This is a genomic window from Kitasatospora sp. NPDC057936, from assembly GCF_042887525.1.
GTDB lineage: Bacteria > Actinomycetota > Actinomycetes > Streptomycetales > Streptomycetaceae > Kitasatospora.
This window is the reverse complement of sequence record NZ_JBHVPD010000088.1, coordinates 9,454-30,212: the sequence shown is the minus strand read 5'-3', so window position 1 is coordinate 30,212 and position 20,759 is coordinate 9,454. Positions and strand designations below refer to the sequence as shown.

Annotated in this window: 14 protein-coding genes; all 14 read right to left on the bottom strand. The window is 73.6% G+C overall.

The window, feature by feature from the left end:
* Nucleotide 1: 1 nt before the first annotated feature.
* The 14 genes from ACFVU9_RS34540 to ACFVU9_RS34475 all read right to left on the bottom strand — a co-directional run bounded on the left by ACFVU9_RS34540 (nucleotide 2) and on the right by ACFVU9_RS34475 (nucleotide 19,860).
* Nucleotides 2-664 (bottom strand): PIG-L deacetylase family protein, encoded by a 663-nt coding sequence (locus tag ACFVU9_RS34540; protein ID WP_387600300.1) that lies wholly within the window; start codon nucleotides 662-664, stop codon nucleotides 2-4.
* Nucleotides 661-1,464, bottom strand: a complete 804-nt coding sequence (locus tag ACFVU9_RS34535) for a glucose-1-phosphate cytidylyltransferase (protein ID WP_380444999.1) — start codon at nucleotides 1,462-1,464, stop codon at nucleotides 661-663. Before ACFVU9_RS34535 ends, ACFVU9_RS34540 begins: the two co-directional genes overlap by 4 nt.
* A complete protein-coding gene (locus ACFVU9_RS34530; protein ID WP_387600298.1) occupies nucleotides 1,461-2,693 on the bottom strand; it encodes a methyltransferase domain-containing protein in 1,233 nt (410 codons plus the stop codon). Before ACFVU9_RS34530 ends, ACFVU9_RS34535 begins: the two co-directional genes overlap by 4 nt.
* Nucleotides 2,690-3,964 carry a glycosyltransferase gene (locus tag ACFVU9_RS34525; protein ID WP_387600295.1) on the bottom strand — a complete coding sequence of 425 codons (1,275 nt, stop codon included), beginning with the start codon at nucleotides 3,962-3,964 and terminating at the stop codon, nucleotides 2,690-2,692. The genes ACFVU9_RS34530 and ACFVU9_RS34525 overlap by 4 nt, the downstream gene beginning before the upstream one ends.
* Nucleotides 3,964-5,214 carry an O-antigen ligase domain-containing protein gene (locus ACFVU9_RS34520; protein ID WP_387600292.1) on the bottom strand — a complete coding sequence of 417 codons (1,251 nt, stop codon included), beginning with the start codon at nucleotides 5,212-5,214 and terminating at the stop codon, nucleotides 3,964-3,966. The genes ACFVU9_RS34525 and ACFVU9_RS34520 overlap by 1 nt, the downstream gene beginning before the upstream one ends.
* Entirely contained in the window at nucleotides 5,207-6,724 is a 1,518-nt protein-coding gene (locus ACFVU9_RS34515; protein ID WP_387600289.1) for a right-handed parallel beta-helix repeat-containing protein, read from the bottom strand. The genes ACFVU9_RS34520 and ACFVU9_RS34515 overlap by 8 nt, the downstream gene beginning before the upstream one ends.
* Nucleotides 6,725-6,734: 10 nt before the next feature.
* Nucleotides 6,735-8,684, bottom strand: coding sequence for an alginate lyase family protein (locus ACFVU9_RS34510; protein WP_387600286.1), 1,950 nt, complete (start codon nucleotides 8,682-8,684; stop codon nucleotides 6,735-6,737).
* Nucleotides 8,681-10,867: a bi-domain-containing oxidoreductase gene (locus ACFVU9_RS34505; protein WP_387600283.1), complete on the bottom strand. Its 2,187-nt coding sequence runs from the start codon at nucleotides 10,865-10,867 to the stop codon at nucleotides 8,681-8,683. Before ACFVU9_RS34505 ends, ACFVU9_RS34510 begins: the two co-directional genes overlap by 4 nt.
* Nucleotides 10,868-10,927: 60 nt before the next feature.
* The gene (gene asnB, locus ACFVU9_RS34500) at nucleotides 10,928-12,835 is read right to left on the bottom strand and encodes an asparagine synthase (glutamine-hydrolyzing) (RefSeq protein ID WP_387600281.1); all 1,908 of its coding nucleotides are present in this window, start codon (nucleotides 12,833-12,835) and stop codon (nucleotides 10,928-10,930) included.
* A gap of 2 nt (nucleotides 12,836-12,837) precedes the next feature.
* On the bottom strand, nucleotides 12,838-14,373 hold the full coding sequence (locus ACFVU9_RS34495; protein ID WP_387600278.1) for a Wzz/FepE/Etk N-terminal domain-containing protein: 1,536 nt from the start codon (nucleotides 14,371-14,373) through the stop codon (nucleotides 12,838-12,840).
* Entirely contained in the window at nucleotides 14,370-15,734 is a 1,365-nt protein-coding gene (locus tag ACFVU9_RS34490; RefSeq protein ID WP_380500267.1) for a Wzz/FepE/Etk N-terminal domain-containing protein, read from the bottom strand. The genes ACFVU9_RS34495 and ACFVU9_RS34490 overlap by 4 nt, the downstream gene beginning before the upstream one ends.
* A complete protein-coding gene (locus tag ACFVU9_RS34485) occupies nucleotides 15,731-16,996 on the bottom strand; it encodes a glycosyltransferase family 4 protein (protein WP_380493045.1) in 1,266 nt (421 codons plus the stop codon). Before ACFVU9_RS34485 ends, ACFVU9_RS34490 begins: the two co-directional genes overlap by 4 nt.
* Complete coding sequence (locus tag ACFVU9_RS34480) at nucleotides 16,986-18,314, bottom strand: nucleotide sugar dehydrogenase (protein WP_387600275.1); 1,329 nt, start codon at nucleotides 18,312-18,314, stop codon at nucleotides 16,986-16,988. The genes ACFVU9_RS34485 and ACFVU9_RS34480 overlap by 11 nt, the downstream gene beginning before the upstream one ends.
* A gap of 118 nt (nucleotides 18,315-18,432) precedes the next feature.
* Nucleotides 18,433-19,860, bottom strand: a complete 1,428-nt coding sequence (locus ACFVU9_RS34475) for a sugar transferase (RefSeq protein ID WP_380444987.1) — start codon at nucleotides 19,858-19,860, stop codon at nucleotides 18,433-18,435.
* Between the last annotated feature and the right edge of the window lie 899 nt (nucleotides 19,861-20,759).

The window sequence follows — 20,759 nt, the reverse complement described above, 5'->3', positions numbered from 1 at the left end:
TTCAACCCCCCAGGTTGAGAGTGCCGAGGTCGAGCGTGAGTTTGGTGGTGGCGAAGGCCTCGGCGTAGCGCGCGTGGCATTCGATGCCGCGGATCCGCGCGAGCCCGAGGAAGGCCTCGCGGTCGTACCAGGGGCGGTGCCGCTGCGAGGGGTAGTGCTCCTGCAGCAGCCGCACCTTCTGTTCCGCGGTCTCCGGGGTGAGCGGCTGGTAGGCGGTGGGCCGGCCGAGGTCGCCGTCCCACTTGACGATCTCGTAGCCGAGCACGAAGTGGTCGCGGAACGCGGTGGTCAGCAGCTGCGCCAGGCCACGGTGGTCCTGGTGGGCGTCGTCGGTGCGCGGGGCGAGGATGAGGTCGGGCTCGGTCCGCCCGCGCAGTTCCTCGACGGCGGCCTTGGCCTCGTCCCAGTGCGCGGGCAGCCGGCCGTCCGGCAGCTTGAGGACGGTCAGGCGCAGGTCGGCGCCCGGGCAGAAGGCGGCGAGCGCGGCCTGTTCCTCCTGTTCGCGCTCGCTGCCGCCGCCGGAGAGGACCAGCGCGTCCACCTGGATGCCCGGCCGCGCGAGGCACATCGTCAGCAGCGTGCCGCCGGCGCCGATGGCGATGTCGTCGCAGTGCGCCCCCACGGCGACGATCCGGTCCAGGCGCCCCGCGCCGAGCCGGATCACGCCTTGGCTCCCACGGTGTTCGCGCCGTCCCGTTCCCACACGGCCCACGGGCGGTCGCCCCGGGCGTAGGCGAGGTCGAGCGCGGCGCGCTCCTTCACCGTGTCGGTCGGCTTCCAGAAGCCGCGGTGCTGGTGCGCCACCAGTCGCCCCCGCTTGGCGAGTCGGGCGCAGCCGTCGGCGACCAGGTCGCCGTTCTCCGGGATGTGGTCGAAGACCTCCTGCCGGAGCACGAAGTAGCCGCCGTTCTCCCACAGCGGCATGTCGCTCACCGCGGTGATGCCCCCGACCAGGCCGTCCTCGCCCAGGTCCACGCAGTGGAACGAGGACTGCGGCGGCACCACCATCATCGACGCGCCGGCGTCGCGCCGGGAGAACCGCTCGATCATCTCGGGCAGCGGGGCGTCGGTGAGCACGTCGGCGTAGTTGGCGAGGAACATCTCGTCGCCGTCCAGGTGGTGGCGCACCCGGCGCAGCCGCTCGCCGATCGGCGACTCGATGCCGGTCTGCGCGAAGGTGATCGTCCAGGACGAGATGTCGGTGGACAGCAGCTCGGTCTTCCCGTTGCGCAGCACGAAGTCGTTGGACGTGGTCTCTTCGTAGTTGAGGAAGAAGTTCTTGATGTGGTGGGCCCCGTACCCGAGGCACAGGATGAACTCCGTGTGCCCGAAGTACGCGTAGTAGCGCATGACGTGCCAGATCAGCGGCCGCGGACCGACCATCGCCATCGGCTTGGGCACGTCGTCGGACGCTCCGCTGCGCATGCGCAGCCCGTAACCTCCGCAGAACAGGACGACCTTCACCGCTTCACCTCGACGATGCTGAGTTCCGGGATGGGGAAGACCAGCCGGCCGCCCCACTCGTGGACGAAGGACAGTTGCTCGACCAGCTCGTCGCGCAGGTTCCACGGGAGGACGAGGACGTAGTCGGGCCGGTCGGCGGCGATCCGCTCGGGCGCCAGGATCGGGATGCGGGTGCCCGGGGTGAACCTGCCGTGCTTGTAGGGGTTGCGGTCGACCGTGTACGGGAGCAGGTCGGGCCGGACGCCGCAGTGGTTGAGCAGGGTGTTGCCCTTGCCCGGGGCGCCGTAGCCGACGACCGTCTCGCCGCGCTCGGCCGCGTCGACGAGGAAGCGCAGGAGGTCCCGGCGCACCTTGGCCACCCGGGCGGAGAACTCGGTGTAGCCGGACAGTTCCTGGAGCCCGGCGGCCTTCTCCCGGTCCAGCACCTCGGCCACCCGCCGCGTCGGCTCGCCGGCCGCCTCCACCGGCCGGGCCCACAGCCGGATCGAGCCGCCGTGGGTGGGCAGCAGCTCGACGTCCACGAGCGCGAGTCCGCCGCTCGCGAGCGCCCGGGTCGCGGACGCGACCGTGTAGTACTGGAAGTGCTCGTGGTAGATCGTGTCGTACTGGTTCTCCTCGATCAGGGTCAGCAGGTGCTGCACCTCGATGGAGACCCAGCCGTCGTCGGCGACCAGGGCGCGCAGACCCTTGGTGAAGCCGACCACGTCGGGGATGTGCGCGTACACGTTGTTCGCCACGACCAGGTCCGCCGGGCCGTGTTCGGCGCGGACGGCCGTACCGGTGGCCTCGTCGAGGAACGCGGTGAGCGTGGGCACGCCCGCGTCGCGCGCCGCGGCGCCGACGTTGACCGAGGGTTCGATGCCGAGGCAGCGGATCCCCCGCTCCACCACGTGCCGGAGCAGGTAGCCGTCGTTGCTCGCGACCTCGACCACGAAGGCGTCGGGGCCGAGACCCACGCGCTGGGCGGCGCCGTCGACGAACGTCCGCGCGTGCTCCACCCAGGAGGTCGAGTAGGAGGAGAAGTACGCGTACTGCGTGAACGTTTCCTCCGGCGTGATCAGCGGCGGGATCTGCGCGAGCCAGCACTCGGTGCAGACCCGCAGGTGCAGCGGGTACGTCGGTTCCGGCCGGTCCAGATCGTCCGCGGCGAGGAAGCTCTCGCACGGCGGTGTCGCCCCCAGGTCGACGACGCTCGTCAGCGCCGCCGATCCGCACAGTCGGCATGTCATCTATTGCCCCCACTCCTGCCCGCGCGGGATCCCCGTCGCGGGCCAGCGTTGTCCGTTCCCTGCGGCGGCGCGCCCTCCGCGCCGCCGGACCGACCCGCGATCGCGGTGCGGTACCCCTCCACCAGGCGCTCCAGCCCGACGGCCGGGCTGAACCCCTGCTCGTAACGGCGCCGGGCCGCCAGTCCCATCTCCCGGTTGCGCTCCGGCTCCGCCGCGATCCGGCGCAGGCCGGACGCGAGCGAGACCGCGTCGCCGGGCTCGTGCAGCAGCCCGGTCACGCCGTCCTCGACGAGTTCGACGAAGGCGCCGTGCCCCGCGGCGACGACCGGGACCCCGGCCGCCATCGCCTCCACGACCACCAGGCCGAACGCCTCCAGCCACGTCGAGGGCGCCACCACGGCCACCGACCGCGCGACGGCCTCCCGGCACTCCGCCGTGTCGTACAGGCCGGCGAAGCGCACGTCCTCCCGGCCCGCCGCCCACGCCCTCACCTCCGGCTCCAGCGGTCCCGCGCCGGCGATCACCAGCGGCACGCCCACGCCGCCGTCGGCGGCGATCGCGTCCCACGCGGCCATGAGCAGCCGCACACCCTTGGCCTCCGCGAGCCGGCCGAGGTAGAGCACGTGCTCACCGGCGCCCGTGCGCCGCACACCGGGCTCGGGCACGAAGTTGTGCTTCACCGCCAGCCGTCCGGCCGGCAGGCCGGCCCGCACCAGGACGTCGCGCTGCGCCGCCGAGATGCAGAAGAACCGCTCCACGCCGGACCACCACCGCCGCCGGTTGACCGCAAGGCTCACCGCCAGCGGCACCGTCGCCAGCCGGGAGCCGCGGTAGCAGCCGTGCCGGACGGCGGGCAGCGGTGACCCCCCGACGCACTCGGTGCACGGCCGCCCGTCCCGCTGAAGCGTGCCCGGCGGGCAGACCTGGGTGTAGTTGTGCAGCGTCGCGACGGCCGGCACGCCGGCGTCGGCGCAGGCGGCCAGCACCGCGGGCGACAGCAGCGGGAAGACGTTGTGGACGTGCACCACGTCCGGCCGCTCGCGGCGCAGCCGGGCGGCGAGCTCCGCGCGGACCGCCGGGTTCCACGGCACCAGCAGCGGCACCGCGACCTTGCCCGGCAGGGACCGGCCCGCGATGTCGTCGCTGCGGCGCTCGAACAGATCGACCCGGTGGCCGGCCTCGCGCAGCAGCCCCACCTCCTGGTCGACGACCTTGTTCTCCCCGCTCGGCTGCGCCGAGGAGTAGCGGTTGTGCACCACGAGGACGTGCATCAGCTCACCTCCGATCTCTGGACGGCTGGTTGGGGTACGCGGGCTGCGAGTGCCGGCGCAGGTGCCGCCAGCAGCCCGGCGGCCACGGTCAGGTGGAGCAGGTACGGCGAGGCGTCGCCCAGCCCGGCCTCGGTGTAGGAGGCGATCGCGCAGTAGCCGATCAGGAAGATCGCGCAGGCCCGCGCCAGCGAGGGCGGGCGCAGCAGCGCGACGCCGCCCAGCACGATGATGATCGCCGCCACGATCGCGACGCCCGCCAGGCCCTGTTCGTTGTAGACGGCCAGCCAGCTGTTGTCGATCGGCAGCCCGCCGAAGGACTTGTCGCCCAGTCCGGCGCCGAACAGCTGCTCCGTCGTCGTCCGGGGCGCCGCGAGCAGGGCGTCCCAGACCTTGGCCCGGCCGGTGAGGCTGGAGAAGTTCTCCTGGCTCTGACCGCGCAGGAACCACGCCTGGAGCAGGGAGCCGAGCGCCACGGCGGCCACGGCGGCGCACAGCACCGCCCGGGTGAAGAACCGGCGGGCGGCGGCGCTGGTCAGGACGAGCGAGCCGATCGCCAGCGCCAACCCGAGGATCAGGCCGAGCGTGGCCGTCCGGGTGTGGGTCAGCGCGAGCAGGACGAAGGACGGCACGATGACGGCCGCCGCGCTGCCCCCGGTGGTCCGCCCGCCCAGGAGGAGCAGCACGGTGAGCCCGATGATCACCGCCGCGTACTGGCCGATCTGCGGCGGGGTCAGCGGCCACAGCGCGCCGACCAGCCGTCCGCCGTAGAGCTCGGGCATCGCCGCGCCCGGTGAGACGACCAGGCCGGCGGCCACCGAGGCGAGCACCGCGGAGTACGCCCGGATGTGGTGGCGGACGAACGTCTCGCCGCCGTCCCACCACCGGCTGAGCAGCCACAGCGTGCCGACGAAGAGCGCCAGCCGGAAGCAGCGGAACAGCGCGCCGAAGCCGGACTCCAGGTGCGCGCTGGAGATCACGCTCAGCACCAGCAGCACGGTCAGCAGGAAGAGGTGGGCGCTGGGCCGGATCCGCAGCCGGAGGTTGAGGACGAGCGCCAGCGCGAAGGCGGACACCAGCGAGCCCATGGTGACCATCTGGATGAGGGAGCGCGGCAGCGGGATGACGGTCTGCGCGCCGGCGGAGCCGAGCGTGTTGAGGATCAGCAGCGCCCAGACCGCGCCGACGGCCCTGGGCGTCGCCGGGCCGCCCTGCGACCCGTCGTGCGTGAGGTCCCGGGTCACCTCAACCACCGGCCTGGGACTGGTAGGTGCTGCCCGCGTCCTGCTGGTAGGGCTCGCCCTGCCACTGCCCGAAGTCGAGCGTGCGGCTCGGGTCGTGGGCGACGAAGCTCCACGGCCCGAGGTAGGCGTTGTCGTGCCAGCGGTTCTGCTGGCCACCGGTGATCGCCTCGGCGACCGACTGCCCCTTGTACGGCGACCAGTCCGGGTAGGTACCGTAGTTGGCCAGCACCGCCATGCGGCCGCACTTGACCGTGCAGCCGACGGCGGAAGGGTGCAGCACGAAGCGGTTGCCGTGGATGTCGACCCGCTGGGTCTTCCACCGGCAGTCGTCGTGGAGCGGCGGGGTGGCGATCGCCGGCTGGGCGCACCGGGCGGTGTTCTTCGCCAGGAGCGTGCAGTCGCCGGAGGAGGTGTTGGCCGGGCTGTTGCAGAAGCGGTCGGCGTTCTCCCACAGGGTGATCCCGGACCAGTTGTCCTCCAGGACGTTCCCGTAGATCTCGATCCTGTCGGTGCGGGCGGGGATCCGCGGTTCGCCGCCGGACTCCGAGAGGTAGACGGTCGCGTACGGGAAGTCGTCGCCGCGGTCGGCGGAGCGGCGGCCCTCGACGACGTCGTTGCGCCGGATCGTGTTGTTGCGGATGACGGCGTTGTAGCTGGTCTCGTAGATCAGCGCGGCACCGTCGTTGGCCTCCAGGACGTTGTCCTCGATGCGGAAGTCGTTGTTGTTGGTGTCCGCCCACAGCCCGGGGCCGCGGTTGTCGTGCACCCAGTTGCCGCGCACGTCGGCGCCGTTGACGGCCCAGAACTTGACGCCCCCGGTGCAGCCGCAGCCCGGCTGGCGCTGCTCCCACTGGTCGGTGTCGTTGCCCGTGATCTCGTTGCCCTCGACCACCAGGCCGCCGACGGGGGCACCGGACTTGTACGCGTTCATGCCGTACTGCCCGTTGCCCTGCAGGCAGTTGGCGCGGACCTGCTGGTGGGCTCCGGCCATCAGTCCGGCGCCGGAGTTGTCGCGGATCGTCGCGTGCTCGATGACCCACCCGTCGGCCGAGTCGTGGTTGACCACGCCCTCGTTCTGCGGCGCGTTGAAGCCCTGCACGGTCAGGTAGCGGATCGTGACGCCCGCGGCGTCGCCGCCGAACGCGTACTGGTTGGTCTTCACGCCGTCGAGCACCGCGCCCGGTGCTCCGAGGTAGGTGTCCCCCTCCTTCGGGACGACCTGGGCGTACCGGTCCGCTTCGAGCTTGTGCGTCCCCGGCTGGAGCCAGAACGTGGTGTGCGGGGGGCTGCTCTTGGTCTTCGCCGTCAGGTCGCCGACCACCGCGGGGTCGACCGTCACCGCGCCCGCGGGCGCGGCGGCCGGACCTTCCCCGGGGTGGGCGCACACCTGGGCCGCGGCCACGGAGCCGGAGGGCGTGGCGGTCGGCTGCGGCGAGGTGTCCGAGCCGCCGCTCGTGCAGCCGGTCGCCAGCAGCAGGACCAGCGCCGGCGCCCCCCAGTGCCGCTTCTTGATCCCCACCCCTCCCCCCTCAGTCCCGGAATCCGAGCACGGTGGTGAACTCCTCGGTGCCGTCGGCGAATCCGGTGCCGACGAGCGTGGTCGCGGGCTCCTTGCGCCCGAAGCCGGCCGAGTACCATCCCAGCGGCGGGTCGGTCTCGCCGCGGTGTGCCCGCCAGGACAGCTGTCCGGGCAGGTCGAGCACCGCGGAACGGCCCTCGCCGTCCCGGGTCCAGGTGAGCAGGGCCCGGTGCCCCGTCAGGTCGGCAGTGATCGCCGGGCCGAGGTGGAAGGCCAGGCGCACGGCCCGGCGCGGGCCGCGCACCTCGTCGACGACCCGCAGTTCCCGGGTGGCGGCGGTGAGCTCCACCCGGCGGCGGTGCACCGAGTCGCCGTAGCCGTCGTGCTCGGCGCTCCAGCGGGCGACGCCCCCGTTGAAGGTGTCCGCGGCCAGGACGCGGCTGCGGGCGTGCCGGGTCCACAGGAACGGGCCGCCGGAGACGGACTGGTCGCCGCCGTCCAGCTCCAGGGTGTTGTGGCCCAGGGTCGAGCGGAAGTAGCTCCGCCACTCGGGCTGTCCGTGGTAGCAGAACGTCCCGGGGTCGGCGAGCACCTCCACGCCGTCGTGCCGGACCTCCACGGACAGCGCGTCCGCGTGGGCGTGCGCGGCGATGGACAGGAAGCCGTGCGGACCGCCGTCGCAGCGGCACCAGATCTCCCCCGGGCCGCGCAGGATGGTCATACCGGCGTCGGCGAAGTGGCCGGGCCGGCGTGCCGGGCGGGTGACGGCTCCGCTCTTCCCGTACGGGCGGACCAGCGCGGCCAGCAGCGGGGTGCGCACGTCGCCGCCGGTCACCGCCGGCCACCAGGCGAGCCGGCCGAACACGGCGTCCCCGGTGGCCAGCAGCGAGGCCCAGCGGTCGGTACCGGGGCCGTCCAGGACCAGGCCGTACCCGTCGTCCGCGTCGCCCTGGCGCGGCGGCCGCAGCCGGTTGTCCACGACGGCCGCGAGGGCGTCGGTCATCCGCAGCAGGACCAGCCGGACGGACGCCGGGACGGGCACGGCGGCGGCGTCCGCCTCGGCCAGCGCGGCGAGGCCCAGCTCCAGGACGAGCCCGTGGTACTCGGTCGCCAGCTCGCGGTTGAGGCCGGACGGGAAGGTGTTGCCGCGCAGGTGCCGCTCCAGCGAGCGCAGCGCGCCGGACCGCCAGCGCTCCGAGGCCGGGAACCAGCCGAACGCGCAGGCCGCGGCGAACTGCCCGGCGGCCTCGGCGATGACGTGGTTGTTGGCCGAGGACCCCCGGCTGGGGAAGGCGGCCAGCCAGCGCTGGTGGTGCCAGATCTGCTCCAGCGCCACCGGGTTGCCCTCGAACAGCCCGGCCGCGCCCGGCCAGCCGTCGAGCAGCCGGCGGATCCACACCCAGGACAGCAGCCGGATGCCCAGCTCGATGCCGCTGATCCAGTGCACGCCGCGCAGCGGCGGGTTGGCCGCCCACCACGACCGCAGGTGCGCGGCCACGCGCTCGGCGTAGCGCTCGTTCCCGGTGAGGGCGTAGGCGGCGGCGAGCACGGTCAGGTACTGGTGCCGGGAGGGTTCCCAGATCTGCTTGATGTCCCCGACCGCGTCCTCGTCGCGGTAGGGCACGTCGAAGGCGTAGCCGGCCGGGGCCCGGCGCCCGGTCTTCGGGTCGCGCCACCAGTCCGGGTCGGCCAGGTCGTCGCGGTCCACCCCGAAGAACTCGGCGTACCCGTCCATCAGCCGGTCCGCCTCGGCGACGAGTCGCTTCGCGGCCTCCGCCGGCACCGCGGCGATCGCCCCGGCGGGCAGGACGGCGGTGAACCGGGCGCCGGTGACCGCCGGGCAGGGCGGCGGCTCCGAGCGCCACCGCCGCCTGCGCGCCGCGTCGCCCGCCCGGCCGCCGACCTCCCGCGGCCCCATCCGGGACAGCCGCCGCAGGTACCAGCCCGCGCTCATCGTCATCGCGCCCGCTCCAGCGCCACCGGCACGCCGCCGGCCAGGCCGGTCTGCACGGCGAGGGTGGCCGCCGTGGTGGCGACCAGCGACTCCAGCGGCACCGGCATCGGCCCGCCGGTCCGCACCGCCCTGACGAACGCGGCCAGCTCGTTGGACTGACCCTTGTCCCTGGCCTTCGGCAGCCGCGAACTGACCCACCGCTTGCCCCCGTACACCGAGGCGCGGACGAAGTCGTCGAGCTTCAGCACCTTGCCGTCCGCGACGAGGTCAAGCGTCTCCTTGGGGAAGCCGGACGCGCCGGTGGTGACGTAGCTGATGGTGGCTGTGGAGCCGTCCGGGTAGCGCAGCACGACCTGGAGGTCCTCGTTGCCGGCCGAGGCCACCGCGTACACCGAGACCGGGTCGGCCTCCAGCAGCCAGCTCGCCGTGTCGATGAAGTGCCCGCCCTCGCCGGCGAACCGGGAGCCCTCGGTGCCCTGCTGGAGGTACCAGCTGCCGTGCTGCAGGCGGCCCGCGTTGACCAGGTAGCGCAGGCTCGCCGGGCCGCTCCGCGCGCCGAACCGGGCCTTGGCCTCGCGCAGCAGCGGCGAGAACCGGCGGTTGAAGCCCACCTGCAGCCGGTCGTTGCCGGACTCCGTCACGGCCGCGAGCACGCCCGCCAGGTCGTCCTCGGTGAGGGCCAGCGGCTTCTCCACGAACACCGCCTTGCCGGCCAGCAGCGCCCGCCGGGTCAGTTCGGCGTGCGAGCTGTGCCGGGTGACCACGAACACGGCGTCGATGGACGGGTCCCCGAGCACGCCGTCCAGATCGGTGGTCGCCCGGGCGAAGCCGAACTTCCGCTGCGCGTTGGCCGCCGAGAGCGCCGTCGTGGTGACGACCGTGGACAGCGCGACGCCGTCGCGCCCGGCCAGGTGGGGCAGCAGCATCGACGTCGCGTAGTTCCCCGCGCCGACGAACGCCAGCCGCACCGGAGTGTTGACGGGACGGGATGGCGCGGCTGCCCTGGTCTCGACGCGCACCGCCGGCACCGCCACCACCGGGGCCTCCGCCGTTCCCTCCCCCTCGGGCCCGGGGTACCGGAAGAGCACGGCCACGGCCTTCAACTCGCCGTCCTTCAGGCGCCGGTACGTCTCGACGGCGTCGCCGAAGTCGGCGATGTGGGAGATCAGCGGCTCCACGTCGACGCGGCCCCGGGAGACGAGGTCGAGGAAGCACGCGAGGTTGCGGCGCTCGGTCCAGCGCACGTAGCCGATCGGGTAGTCCCGCCCCTCCAGCTCGTACTCCGGGTCGTAGCGCCCGGGGCCGTACGAGCGGGAGAACCGGACGTCGAGCTCCTTCTCGTAGTACGCGTTCCAGGGCAGGTCCAGGCGGCACTTGCCGATGTCGACGACCCGGCCCCGGTCCCTGGCCAGCGCGGCGGCCAGCTCAACGGGCTGGTTGCTGCCCCCGCCGGCCGCCAGGTACACCTGGTCCACGCCGTGACCGCCGGTCAGCTCGGCGACGGCGCCCGCCACGGCCGCGGAGGCGGGATCGCCGCAGGCCACGGCGCCCAGGCGCGCGGCGAGTTCGCAGCGCGCCGGGTCGGGGTCGGCCCCGACGACGCGCACCCCCGCGGCGGTGAGCAGCTGCACCACCAGCTGCCCGATCAGCCCGAGGCCGATGACCAGCGCCACCTCGCCGAGCTGCGGCTCGCCCTGGCGCACGCCCTGCAGCGCGATCGACCCGACGGTGCCGAAGGCCGCGTGCCGCGGCGCGAGGCCGTCCGGCACCGGGACGTAGAGGTTCTTCGGCACCCAGTTCAGCTCGGCGTGCAGCGCGTGCTCGTTGCCGGCGCAGGCCACCAGGTCGCCGGCCTTCACGTCGTCGACCCCGGCGCCGACCTGCTCGACCACCCCGCACAGCGAGTAGCCCAGCGGCGTGTAGGAGTCCAGCTTGCCCATCACCTTGCGGTAGGTGGCGGGCAGTCCGTTGGTGGCCACGCTCTGCATGACCTTGGCCACCTGGTCCGGCCGGGAGCGGGCCTTGCCCAGCATCGACATCCCGGCCTCGGAGACCTTCATGAGCTCGGTGCCGGTGGAGATCAGCGAGAAGGCGCTGCGGACCAGCACCCCGCCGGGCTTGCAGCCCGGCACCGGCACGTCGAGCACCGACAGTTCGCCGCTCTTGTAGTTCTGCACGACCTGTTTCACCCGAAGTCCCCTTGTTCCCATGTCGTCACGTCGTCACGTCGTCACATTCCGGCCGCGGCCTCAGCCGGAGGTCGCGCCGCGGTACCAGTACTCGAGGGTCAGCACGTGCCACAGGTGCTTGGAGTAGTCCTGCTGCCCGGCGGCGTCCGCGGCGACGAGCCGCGCCAGCGCGTCCCGGCGCAGGAACCCCGACCGGACGAGCACGCCGTCGTTCACCACCTCGCGCACCAGCGGCGCCAGGTCCCGGCTCATCCAGGCCCGCAGCGGCGCGCTGAACAGGCCCTTGGGCCGGTACACGATCTCCCGGGGCAGGACGGAGGTGGCCGCCTCCTTGAGCACGGCCTTGCCCTGCCGTCCGACGATCTTGCGGTCACCGGGCACCGCGAACGCCGCCCGCACCACCTCGACGTCCACGTACGGCACCCGCACCTCGGTGGACGCGGCCATGCTCGACCGGTCCGTGTAGGCGAGGTTCAGGCCCGGCAGGAACATCCGCGCGTCCCCCAGGCACATGCGGTTGACGAAGTCGTCGAGGTCGTTGTCCCCGTAGACGTCCGCGTGCTCGGTCAGCACGTCGTCGACCGTCCCGGCCAGGTCCGGGTCGACCAGGGCGAGCAGTTCGGCCCGGTCGTACATCGTGTAGCTGCGCCGGAACGCCGTCTCCTCCGGCAGGTCGGCGAAGGAGAGGAACCGCTTCGCGAACCGCACCGAGCGGAACCCCCGGGTGGCCGTGGCGACCGGCAGCCGGTCCACGGCCGCGGACAGGCCGCGCCGCAGGGGCCGCGGGACGCGCTGGTAGCGCAGCGCGAGCCGGTTGGCCAGGTGCTTGCGGTAGCCGGCGAACAGCTCGTCGGCGCCCATCCCCGAGAGCATCACCTTGACCCCGGCCTCCCGGGCGGCCGAGCAGATCAGGTAGGTGTTGATCGCGGCCGGGTCGCCGATCGGCTCGTCCAGGTGGTACGTCATCCTCGGCAGCAGGTCGAGCACGTCCGGGGCGATCTCGATCTCGTGCAGGTCGACGCCGAACCGCCCGGCCACCTGCCGGGCGTAGCGGAGGTCGTCGGGCATGGCCTCGAACCTGGCGTCCTCGGCGCGGAAGCCGATCGTGTAGGCGGAGATGCCGGGCCGGTCGCGGGCGGCCAGCGCGGTCAGGTAACTGGAGTCCAGCCCGCCGGAGAGGAAGGTCGCCACCGGCACGTCGGAGAGCAGGTGACGCCGGGTCGACTCCTCGACGATGGCGGCGAGGTCCGGCCGCTCGCCAGCCAGGGCCCGCTCCCGGCCCTCGGCGGCGACGTCCCGCAGGTTCCAGTACCGGCCGCGCTCCACCCGGCCGTCGGGCCTGCACCGGAGCCAGCTGCCCGGCGGCAGCTTCTCGGCCTCGCGGAAGGCGCACCGCGAGTCCGGCACCCAGTAGTAGAGCAGGGAGGCCACCAGCGCCGCGTGGTCCACCTCCAGCGACCCGCCGGTGGCGGCGGCCAGCGCCTTGAGCTCGGAGGCGAACACCAGGCCCCCGCCGCGCCGGACCAGGAACAGCGGCTTGATGCCGAGCTGGTCGCGGACGAGCACCAGCTCGCCGGTCCGCTCGTCGAAGATCCCGAACGCGAACATGCCGCGCAGCCGGGGCAGGCAGTCGGTGCCCCAGCGCCGCCAGGCCTCCAGCAGCACCTCCGTGTCGGAGGTCCCGCGGAAGCGCACCCCGGCGGCCGTCAGTTCGGCGCGCAGCTCGGGCGCGTTGTACAGCTCGCCGTTGTACGTCAGGACGAGGCCGTCCGAGACCATCGGCTGGGCGCCGGTCTCGGAGAGGTCGACGATGGCCAGCCGGCGGTGCCCGAGCTGCACGTCGCCGTCGCCGACCGGGTGGCCGTAACGGCCGGCCCCGTCCGGGCCCCGGTGGGCGAGGGTGTCGGTGAGCAGGTCGGTCACGGCCTTCCCGTCCGGCCACCGGTACGTTCCCGCGATGCCGCACATGTCTAGCCCGCCTCCTGGTCGTTGTCCGGGACCGGTGCGGTCCTCGTCGGTTGTCGTTCCGTGCGCCGGCGGCCGGTCCCATCGCGCCGGGGCGGGCGGGCGCGCCGGCCGCGCGGCGCGGCGTGCGGCCCGTCCCAGAGGGTGCCGTCGGTCCGGTCCCGCGGATCGGGGTCGATCAGCACCACCCCGATCACCGGGATGCCCTGGTCCGCGAGCTGCCGGGCCACGGTGTGCAGCCAGGCGGCGCTGCCGTGCCCGGCCCGCACGACGAGCACCGTCCGGGTGCCGAGGTGGCGGAGGTCGGTCCACGCCGTGCCGGGCGCCACCGAGCCGACGCCGAGCCGGCGCTCCTCGGGCGGCACGGCCCCGGCGCGCCCGCCGACGACGACGGTCGGATCCCCCGGCCTGGCGCGGCGCTTGGCGAGCTGCGGGCCGGGCAGCCCGTCGACGACGACCACCGGCCCCTCCTCCTCCGACGCCAGTTCGCCGGCGAGGTCCAGGGCGATCACGCTCGTGGTGCGCGCGCAGCCGAGTTCCAGCAGCGACACGGCGTCCGCCGAGGCGCGCACGCTGCGGGCCAGGGTCGCGGTGAGCCGGGTCCTGGCCGCCCTGGTCCGCCGGCGCTGCCACCGCCCGGCGGACCTGCGGGGCACGCCGCGCAGCTCCGCGATGACCGAGGCACCGAGGTTCGCCGCGATCTCCCGGCGCAGCACCGGGCGGTCCGCCACCACCGCGCCGACGGCGGCCACCGCGAGCCCGAGGACGAGTCCGAGGACGAGCCCGAGCGCGGCGTCGGTGGCGGCGGTCTTGGGCAGCGACTGCCGCACCGCGCGCGGGGCGTCCACGATCTGCGTGCCGGCGACGAGCCGGGGCGTGCCCACGCCCGCCTCCGCGGCGCGCTGACTGAAGTCGGCGATCCGCGACATGAGTTCGGACCGGCTGGTGTCGAGCGACTCCCGGCTCGCCGCCGTCTTCGGGTCGTTCTGCTGCGAGGCCTCCCCGATCGACTTGTTGACCTGGGCGAGTTCCTCGCGCAGCCGGTCGCGCTGGTCGAGGTAGGCCTTGGCCTCGGCGTCCGCGGCCTCCTGGATCCGCCGGACGTGGTCCGCGACGAACGCGTCGGCCAGCGCCTTGGCCCGGGCCACCGCCTCCGCGTCGCTCTTTCCCGTCACGTTGATCTGCAGGAGGTTGTTGGTCAGGCCGGCGCCCGCGTAGTCCCGCATGAAGTCCTCGGGCTTCGCCGCGGATCCGAGGGCTTGCAGGGCCTTGCCCGCGATGCCCGTGGTCTGGAGCAGCGCGGCGTCGGTGCGGATCAGCGTTCCGGGGTCGTTCGGCTGGTCGGCCTGGTGGGCGACCAGCACCTTGACCGTCGCGCTCGGCGCGGGCGGCCGCAGGACGGCCACCGCCGCACCGGCCAGCAGCCCGAGCAGCGCCATGACGCACCACAGCCGGCGGCGCCTGCGCACCGCGACCACCAGCGACTGCAGATCCAGCAGCGGGGCGGGGGCCGACGGCTCCGGCGTCGTACTCGTCGTCACTCCGGGCCCCTTCTCGCGTCGTCGCCGACGGCGAGCACCGGCACGGCACCCTCCGGGTGGCGGTCGGCGGAGCGCCCCGGTCGGGCCAGGACCGGCTCCGCGACGACGACGCCGACGACCTCGTGGCCGGCGTCCGCGCACGCCCCGGCGACGTCGGCGAGCTCCCCCGCGGTCCAGTCGCCCGCGCTGAGCACGACCACGGCGCCGGACTCGCCGTCGTGGTCCGGCACCAGCGGCCGGGACACCGACACGTCCACCGCCCGCAGCACGGGATCGCCCGCTGCCTCTGCGACGAGCTGCCCGGCGGCCCGGCGGGCCGTCTCGTCGCCCTCCGGGACGACGACCAGCAGCCGCCCGGGGGACGGCAGTCGGTCCCGCAGGCGGGCGCACACCCGCCGGTAGCGGAGCTGCCGGCCGGCCTCGTCGCCGGAGACGCGCGGGGCCGGCAGGTCCCACCGGACGTCCGTGCCCAGCAGCCGGCGGACCAGGGCCCGGGGGCCACGGCCGTCGGCCCGGTGGGCGGACCGGTCACCGGGGACGTCGACGGCACCGAGGAGCACCGAGCCCAGCGCCGCGGCGATCTCCGGTCCGGTGCGCAGCCGGCGGCTCGTCCGCCCGGCGGCGAGGTGGCCGACCAGCGCGACCAGGAAGAACAGCAGCGCCCCGGCGGCGACGAGCTGGATCCTCGTCGGCGGCGCCTCGCCGGACGGCCGGGGCGCCGACCCCATGACGACCATGTTGGCCTTGTTGGCGGCCGGGTCGACCTGGTCCAGCTTCTTGATGGCGTCCTGCAGGGCGGTGCGCAGCTTCGCCAGCTCGGTACGGGTCGACACGCTGTCCACGGTCTGCCCCGGACCGGCCGCGGCGGCGAGGTCGCTGATGTTGCGGCCGGCCTGCAGCACGAGCTGGCGCAGCGCCTCGGGCTGCGCCGCCTCGGGGTCGGTGCTGTCGCCCGCGACGTGCGAGGCGAACGCGACGAACTGATGGGCCACCTGGTCGGAGAGCTGCTGCGCGCGCTCCGGGGTCTCGGCCGTGCCGGAGATCTTGATGATGTTCCCGTCCGACGCCGTGGCGCTCACCCGGTCCTGGAGCTTGGTGCCGGTGACGCCGGTCCAGCCCAGGGTGGCGGCCGCCCGGTCGACCACCACCGAACTGGTCGCGATCTGGGCCTGCGTCAGCAGCTCGCGGTCCTGCCACACCCCCGGCAGCAGGACCGACGCCGACGTCGTGTAGCGCGGCGGGAACAGCAGGGACGTGCCGTACCCGACGAGCGCACCCACCACGGCGAGGACAGCCAGGAGCCGCCACCGCCGTCGGAGGATCCGGCCGACCGTGACCAGGCGGATCGTTTCGTCGCTCAACGCCGAGGCCTTCTCCCTGCCCGACGGCCCGGGGTGCGGCTGCCGTTCACGAGCGGACGGCAGGCGGCGGCGTAGGCGTCGAGCAGCGCGCGCTGGGAGTTGCGCCAGGCGAGCGGCCCGTTGATCCGCTCCTGGCCGAGCTTGCCCATCCAGGCCCGCTTCTCCGGATCGTCCATCAGCAGCGCGACGAGCCGGGCGAACTCGGCCTCGTCGTTCGCGGGCGCGTAGACGGCGGCGTCACCGGCGGAGACCCGTGCCTCCCGCAGGTCGAACGAGACGATCGGCCGGCCCATGACCATGTACTCCAGGACCTTGTTCATGGTCGACACGTCGTTGAGCGGATTGCGCGGGTCGGGCGAGAGGCACACGTCCGCACTGGACAGGTAGCGCACCAGGTCGGCGTCCGGGACGCGCCCGGTGAACTCCACCTGCTCCGCGAGCCCGAGCCGCCGGGACAGCGCCACCATCTCGTCGAAGGTGTCGCCGCCGCCGACGAACACCGCGTGCCAGTCGGTCCGCCCGAGGTCGTCGCGCAGCTTCGCGAGCGCCCGCAGGGCGTAGTCGACGCCGTCCTGCGGGCCCATCACGCCGAGGTAGCACAGCAGATGGGGCTTGCCGCGCTTCAGCTCCGGCTCGGGCTCCACCGGCCGGAACCGCTCGGTGTCGGGCGCGCTGCGCACCACGAACACGTCCTCCGGCCGCAGACCGCCGCGGCGCAGCGCGACGTCCCGGTAGCTCTCGTTCGTCGCGAGCACGACGTCCGCGGCCCGGTAGGTCAGCCGTTCCAGTGCGCGCACGCCGCGGTAGAGCAGGTCCTCGCCGCGGTCGAACCGGGACAGGTACAGCTCGGGCACGAGGTCGTGCTGGTCGAAGACGAACCGCGCGCCGCGCCGCTTCAGCCACAGGGCCGGCAGGAACAGCAGGTCGGGCGGGTTGCAGGCGTGGACGACGTGGACCGGGCCGACCTTGCGGGCCAGCCGGGCCGTGTGCCACAGCGCCGTTCCGTACTCCCGCAGGTAGCCGGCCGGTCCGCCGGTGGCCGCCCGCAACGGGTAGCGGTGGATCCGCACCCCGTCGATCTCCGCCTCCGGCTCGGTGTCCCGCTTGGTGCCCTGCGGACAGATGACGTGCACCGTCCAGCCGGCGTCGCGCAGCGTCGTGCACTCCTGCCACACCCGCCGGTCGAACGGCACCGACAGGTTCTCCACCAGGACCAGCGCGCGACGGCCCCGCCCGTCGCCGCCGGCCGCGTCACCAGGCAAGGCCCGCGTACCCCGGCTCGGCCCGGCGCGCCTCGGCGTCGGGCAGGCGGACGAGGTCGACGATCGAGGGGCCGTCGCCGCCGTGCGGCAGCGCGGACAGCACCGCGGGGTCCTTCGTCCCGACCACGCACACCTCGGCGTGGTCGAGCACCTCGTCGACGGACTGGGCGAGCAGCTGCGCGAGGTGCGGCAGCCGGGTCTCGATGTACTCGCGGTTCGCGCCGAGCAGCCGGGAGAGGTTCACGTTGGGGTCGTAGATCCGCAGGTCGTAGCCCTTGCCGAAGAGCCGCTCGGCCAGCTCGACGAGCGGGCTCTCGCGGAGGTCGTCGGTGCCGGGCTTGAAGGACAGGCCGAACAGGCCGACCCGGCGCTTGCCGGTGCGCTCGACCAGCTCCACCGCGCGCTGGAGGTGGTCGGCATTGGAGGGCAGCACGTGGGAGAGGATCGGCACCGAGACGTCGGCCCGCCGTGCCGCGTGGACCAGGCTGCGCAGGTCCTTGGGCAGGCAGGAGCCGCCGAAGGCGAAGCCGGGCCGCAGGTAGGCGGGGCTGATGTTGAGCTTGCGGTCGGCCAGGAACACGTCCATCACCTGGTGCGAGTCCACCCCGAGCGCCTGGCACACCGCGCCGAACTCGTTGGCGAAGCCGATCTTGAGGCCGTGGAACGCGTTGTCCGCGTACTTGATCGCCTCGGCCGTCGGGACCGGCACCCGGAACACCTCGCCGGGCAGCTCCTCGTACAGCGCCGCGACCACGTCCCCGCTCGCCGGGTCGAGCTCGCCGATGACGGTCTTCGGCGGGTCGAAGAAGTCCCGCACGCTCGTGCCCTCGCGCAGGAACTCCGGGTTCACCGCGACCCCGAAGTCCGTCCCGGCCGTGCCGCCGGCGTGCTTCTCCAGGATCGGCACCAGCAGGTTCAGGCAGGTGCCCGGGAGCATGGTGCTGCGGAACACGACGGTGTGCCGCCCACCCCGCCCGCCCCGCTCGGCCACCACGGCGCCGATCTGCTCGGCGACCCGCTCCAGGTACGTGGTGCACAGGCCGCCGTTGGGCTCCGACGGCGTGCCCACGCAGACCAGCGACACCTCGCTGCCCAGGACCGCCTCGCGGACGTCGGTGGTGGCGCGCAGCGCCCCGGTCCGCACCATCTCGGCGATCAGGTCGCCGATCCGCTCCTCGACCACCGGGGCCTTGCCGTCGTTGACCAGGTCGACCTTCACCTGGTTGACGTCCACGCCGATGACCTCGTGCCCCAGACTGGCCAGGCACGCGGCCGACACGCAGCCCACGTAGCCGAGCCCCAGGACGCTGACCCTCATGACCCGTTCCTCCCCTCGGGCAGGCCGATCCGGCCTGCCGTCCACGTGCCGTGCCGTGCGTTGTCGCGTCGTGCGTCGTCGCGTTGTGCGTTGTCGCGTTGTGCGGCGCCCCTGGCGGCTAGTACGCCCCCTGCCCCTGGAGCACCGCCCGCAGGGTCTTCCACAAGATCACCGTGTCCAGGGCCAGCGACCAGTCCTCCACGTACCGCAGGTCCAGCCGCACCGCCTCCTCCCACGGCAGGTCGCTGCGCCCGCTGATCTGCCACAGGCCGGTGAGCCCGGGCTTGACGAGCAGTCGCCGCCGGATGTCCGGTCCGTACGCGGCGGACTCCTCCGGCAGCGGGGGCCGCGGGCCGACCAGCGACATCGACCCGGTGAGCACGTTGAGCAGCTGCGGCAGCTCGTCGAGCGAGTAGCGGCGCAGCACCCCGCCCACCCGGGTCACCCGCGGGTCCCGGCGGAGCTTGAACAGCAGGCCGGCGCCCTCGTTGCGGTCGGCCAGCGCGGCCCTGGCCCGGTCCGCCCCGGCCACCATGGTGCGGAACTTGACCAGGGTGAACTCGCGGCCGTCCTTGCCGACCCGGTGCTGGCGGTAGAACGCCCCGCCCCGGCTGTCCGCCAGCACGAGCAGCCCGACGAGCAGCATCAGCGGCGCGAACAGGACCAGCAGGACAGCGGCGCCCAGCCGGTCGACGACCTCCTTGACGGCCCGCCGGCCCCCCGTGAAGGTCGGCATGCTGACCCTCAGCATCGGGATCCCGAGCACCGCGTCGACGTGCAGCCGCGGTCCGGCCACCTCCATCAGCACCGGGGCCACGACCATCTCGGCGTCGCTGCCTTCGAGCTTCCAGGCCAGCCGCTGCAGCCGGTCCGGCGTCCAGTACGGGTCCGGGGTGACGGCGACGACCCGGTAGCCGTCGCGGCGGACGTGGTTGGCCACGTCCGTCAGCCGGCCCACGACCGGCACGCCGTCCAGCCGGTCACCGCCCAGCCCGAGGGCGTACGGCGTGCAGACCGCCTCCACCCGCCAGCCGAGGTGCGGGAACTTGCGGGTCCGGGCGATCAGGTCGCGCATGGTGGCCGGGCTCCCGGCGGCCAGCACCGGGCGCAGGCACCGCCCTTCTTTCCGCTGCTTGTGCAGCCACAGGCGCAGCAGGTACCGCTCGGTCATGGTGACGCCCGTGATCGCCGGGATCGCGACGAAGATCCAGAGCTTGATGTTGGTCGAGGTGAGGGCGATCCCGCCGAGCGACAGGACGACGGCCGCCGCGAACAGCGCGCGTCCGAGCCGGCGGAACTCCTCGGCCCCTTGGCCGAGCACGGCCGGCGCCCACGACCGGGTCGTCGCCAGCGCCGCGAGCACCAGGAGTTCGGTGCCGAAGGCGAGGATCCCCCACTTCTCGTGCCAGTTGGCCGCGTCCCTGACCCCGAAGAACCCGCCGATCGCCGCCACCACGAAGGCGGTGGTCACGGTGTCGCCGATGATCACCGTACGGCGGTACTGCTGCTCCCAGTCACTCTCGGGCCGCCCGATCCTCCCGTTCACCGGGCGCCCCCGCACCGCCTGGAACGGGCGGACTAATTCCCCCTCCCCCTGCTCGACAGCCCCTTCCAGGTCACCAGTGGGTTCGACGTGCTCGCTCCACACGATTCCTCCCCCCGGGAGGCTCGCGCCTCCCGCACCTGATTCCTCCCCTTCGGGAGGCCCCGCCGCCTCCCGTGCCGCGCTGTTCCTACCGCCGGGAGGTCCCGCTCCCGGGCATGGCGAAATCGGCTCCTGCAGCGCTACGTGTACATCCCCCAAAAAGCACCGACGGACCCGTACGTCCTGCCGGAATCCCGAAATGGACGGGAATCCGCCGGCGGTCGCTCTCCACACTCGAAGCCCGATTTCCGGGCGCCGGGAATTCACCGCCCCCACGGCTGCCGCCGGGACGCGACTACCGGCCATGCGCAGCGCCGGACCCGTGAATCATCGATCGTCGCCCCGCGTCGAACCGAGCGAAGTGGACATCAATGTAGAGCATCGGGGGCACCCAAAGTGGGGGATGTGTGAAACACGTGCACGAGAGCTGAATCTTGATCTACCGGGCGGTGACCACCGGAGGGCGCCCCGGAGCCGCCGGCGTACGGGGTGACCTGTGACGACGGGGATACGCAGAGCCCTCACGCGCGATGATCCGGAGACCTCCCGTCGTGGCCACCGACAGCGCGTTCAGGACATGGGCCCGAGGTCCCGCCGCCGCGGATGACCAGGCCGTACCGGGGATCGGGCCGTTCGAAGCGGCGTTCGACGACGCCGGGGAACCGGCGGACGGACCGATCGATTCCGGACAACCGACTGCCGCCGCCCCTTCCCCCACCCGCCAGGAGCCTCCGTGATCACTCGCCGAACCGTGCCGGGCGCCTCCGGCACGACCGCGGTGGCGGCGGTCCCGCGTGGGG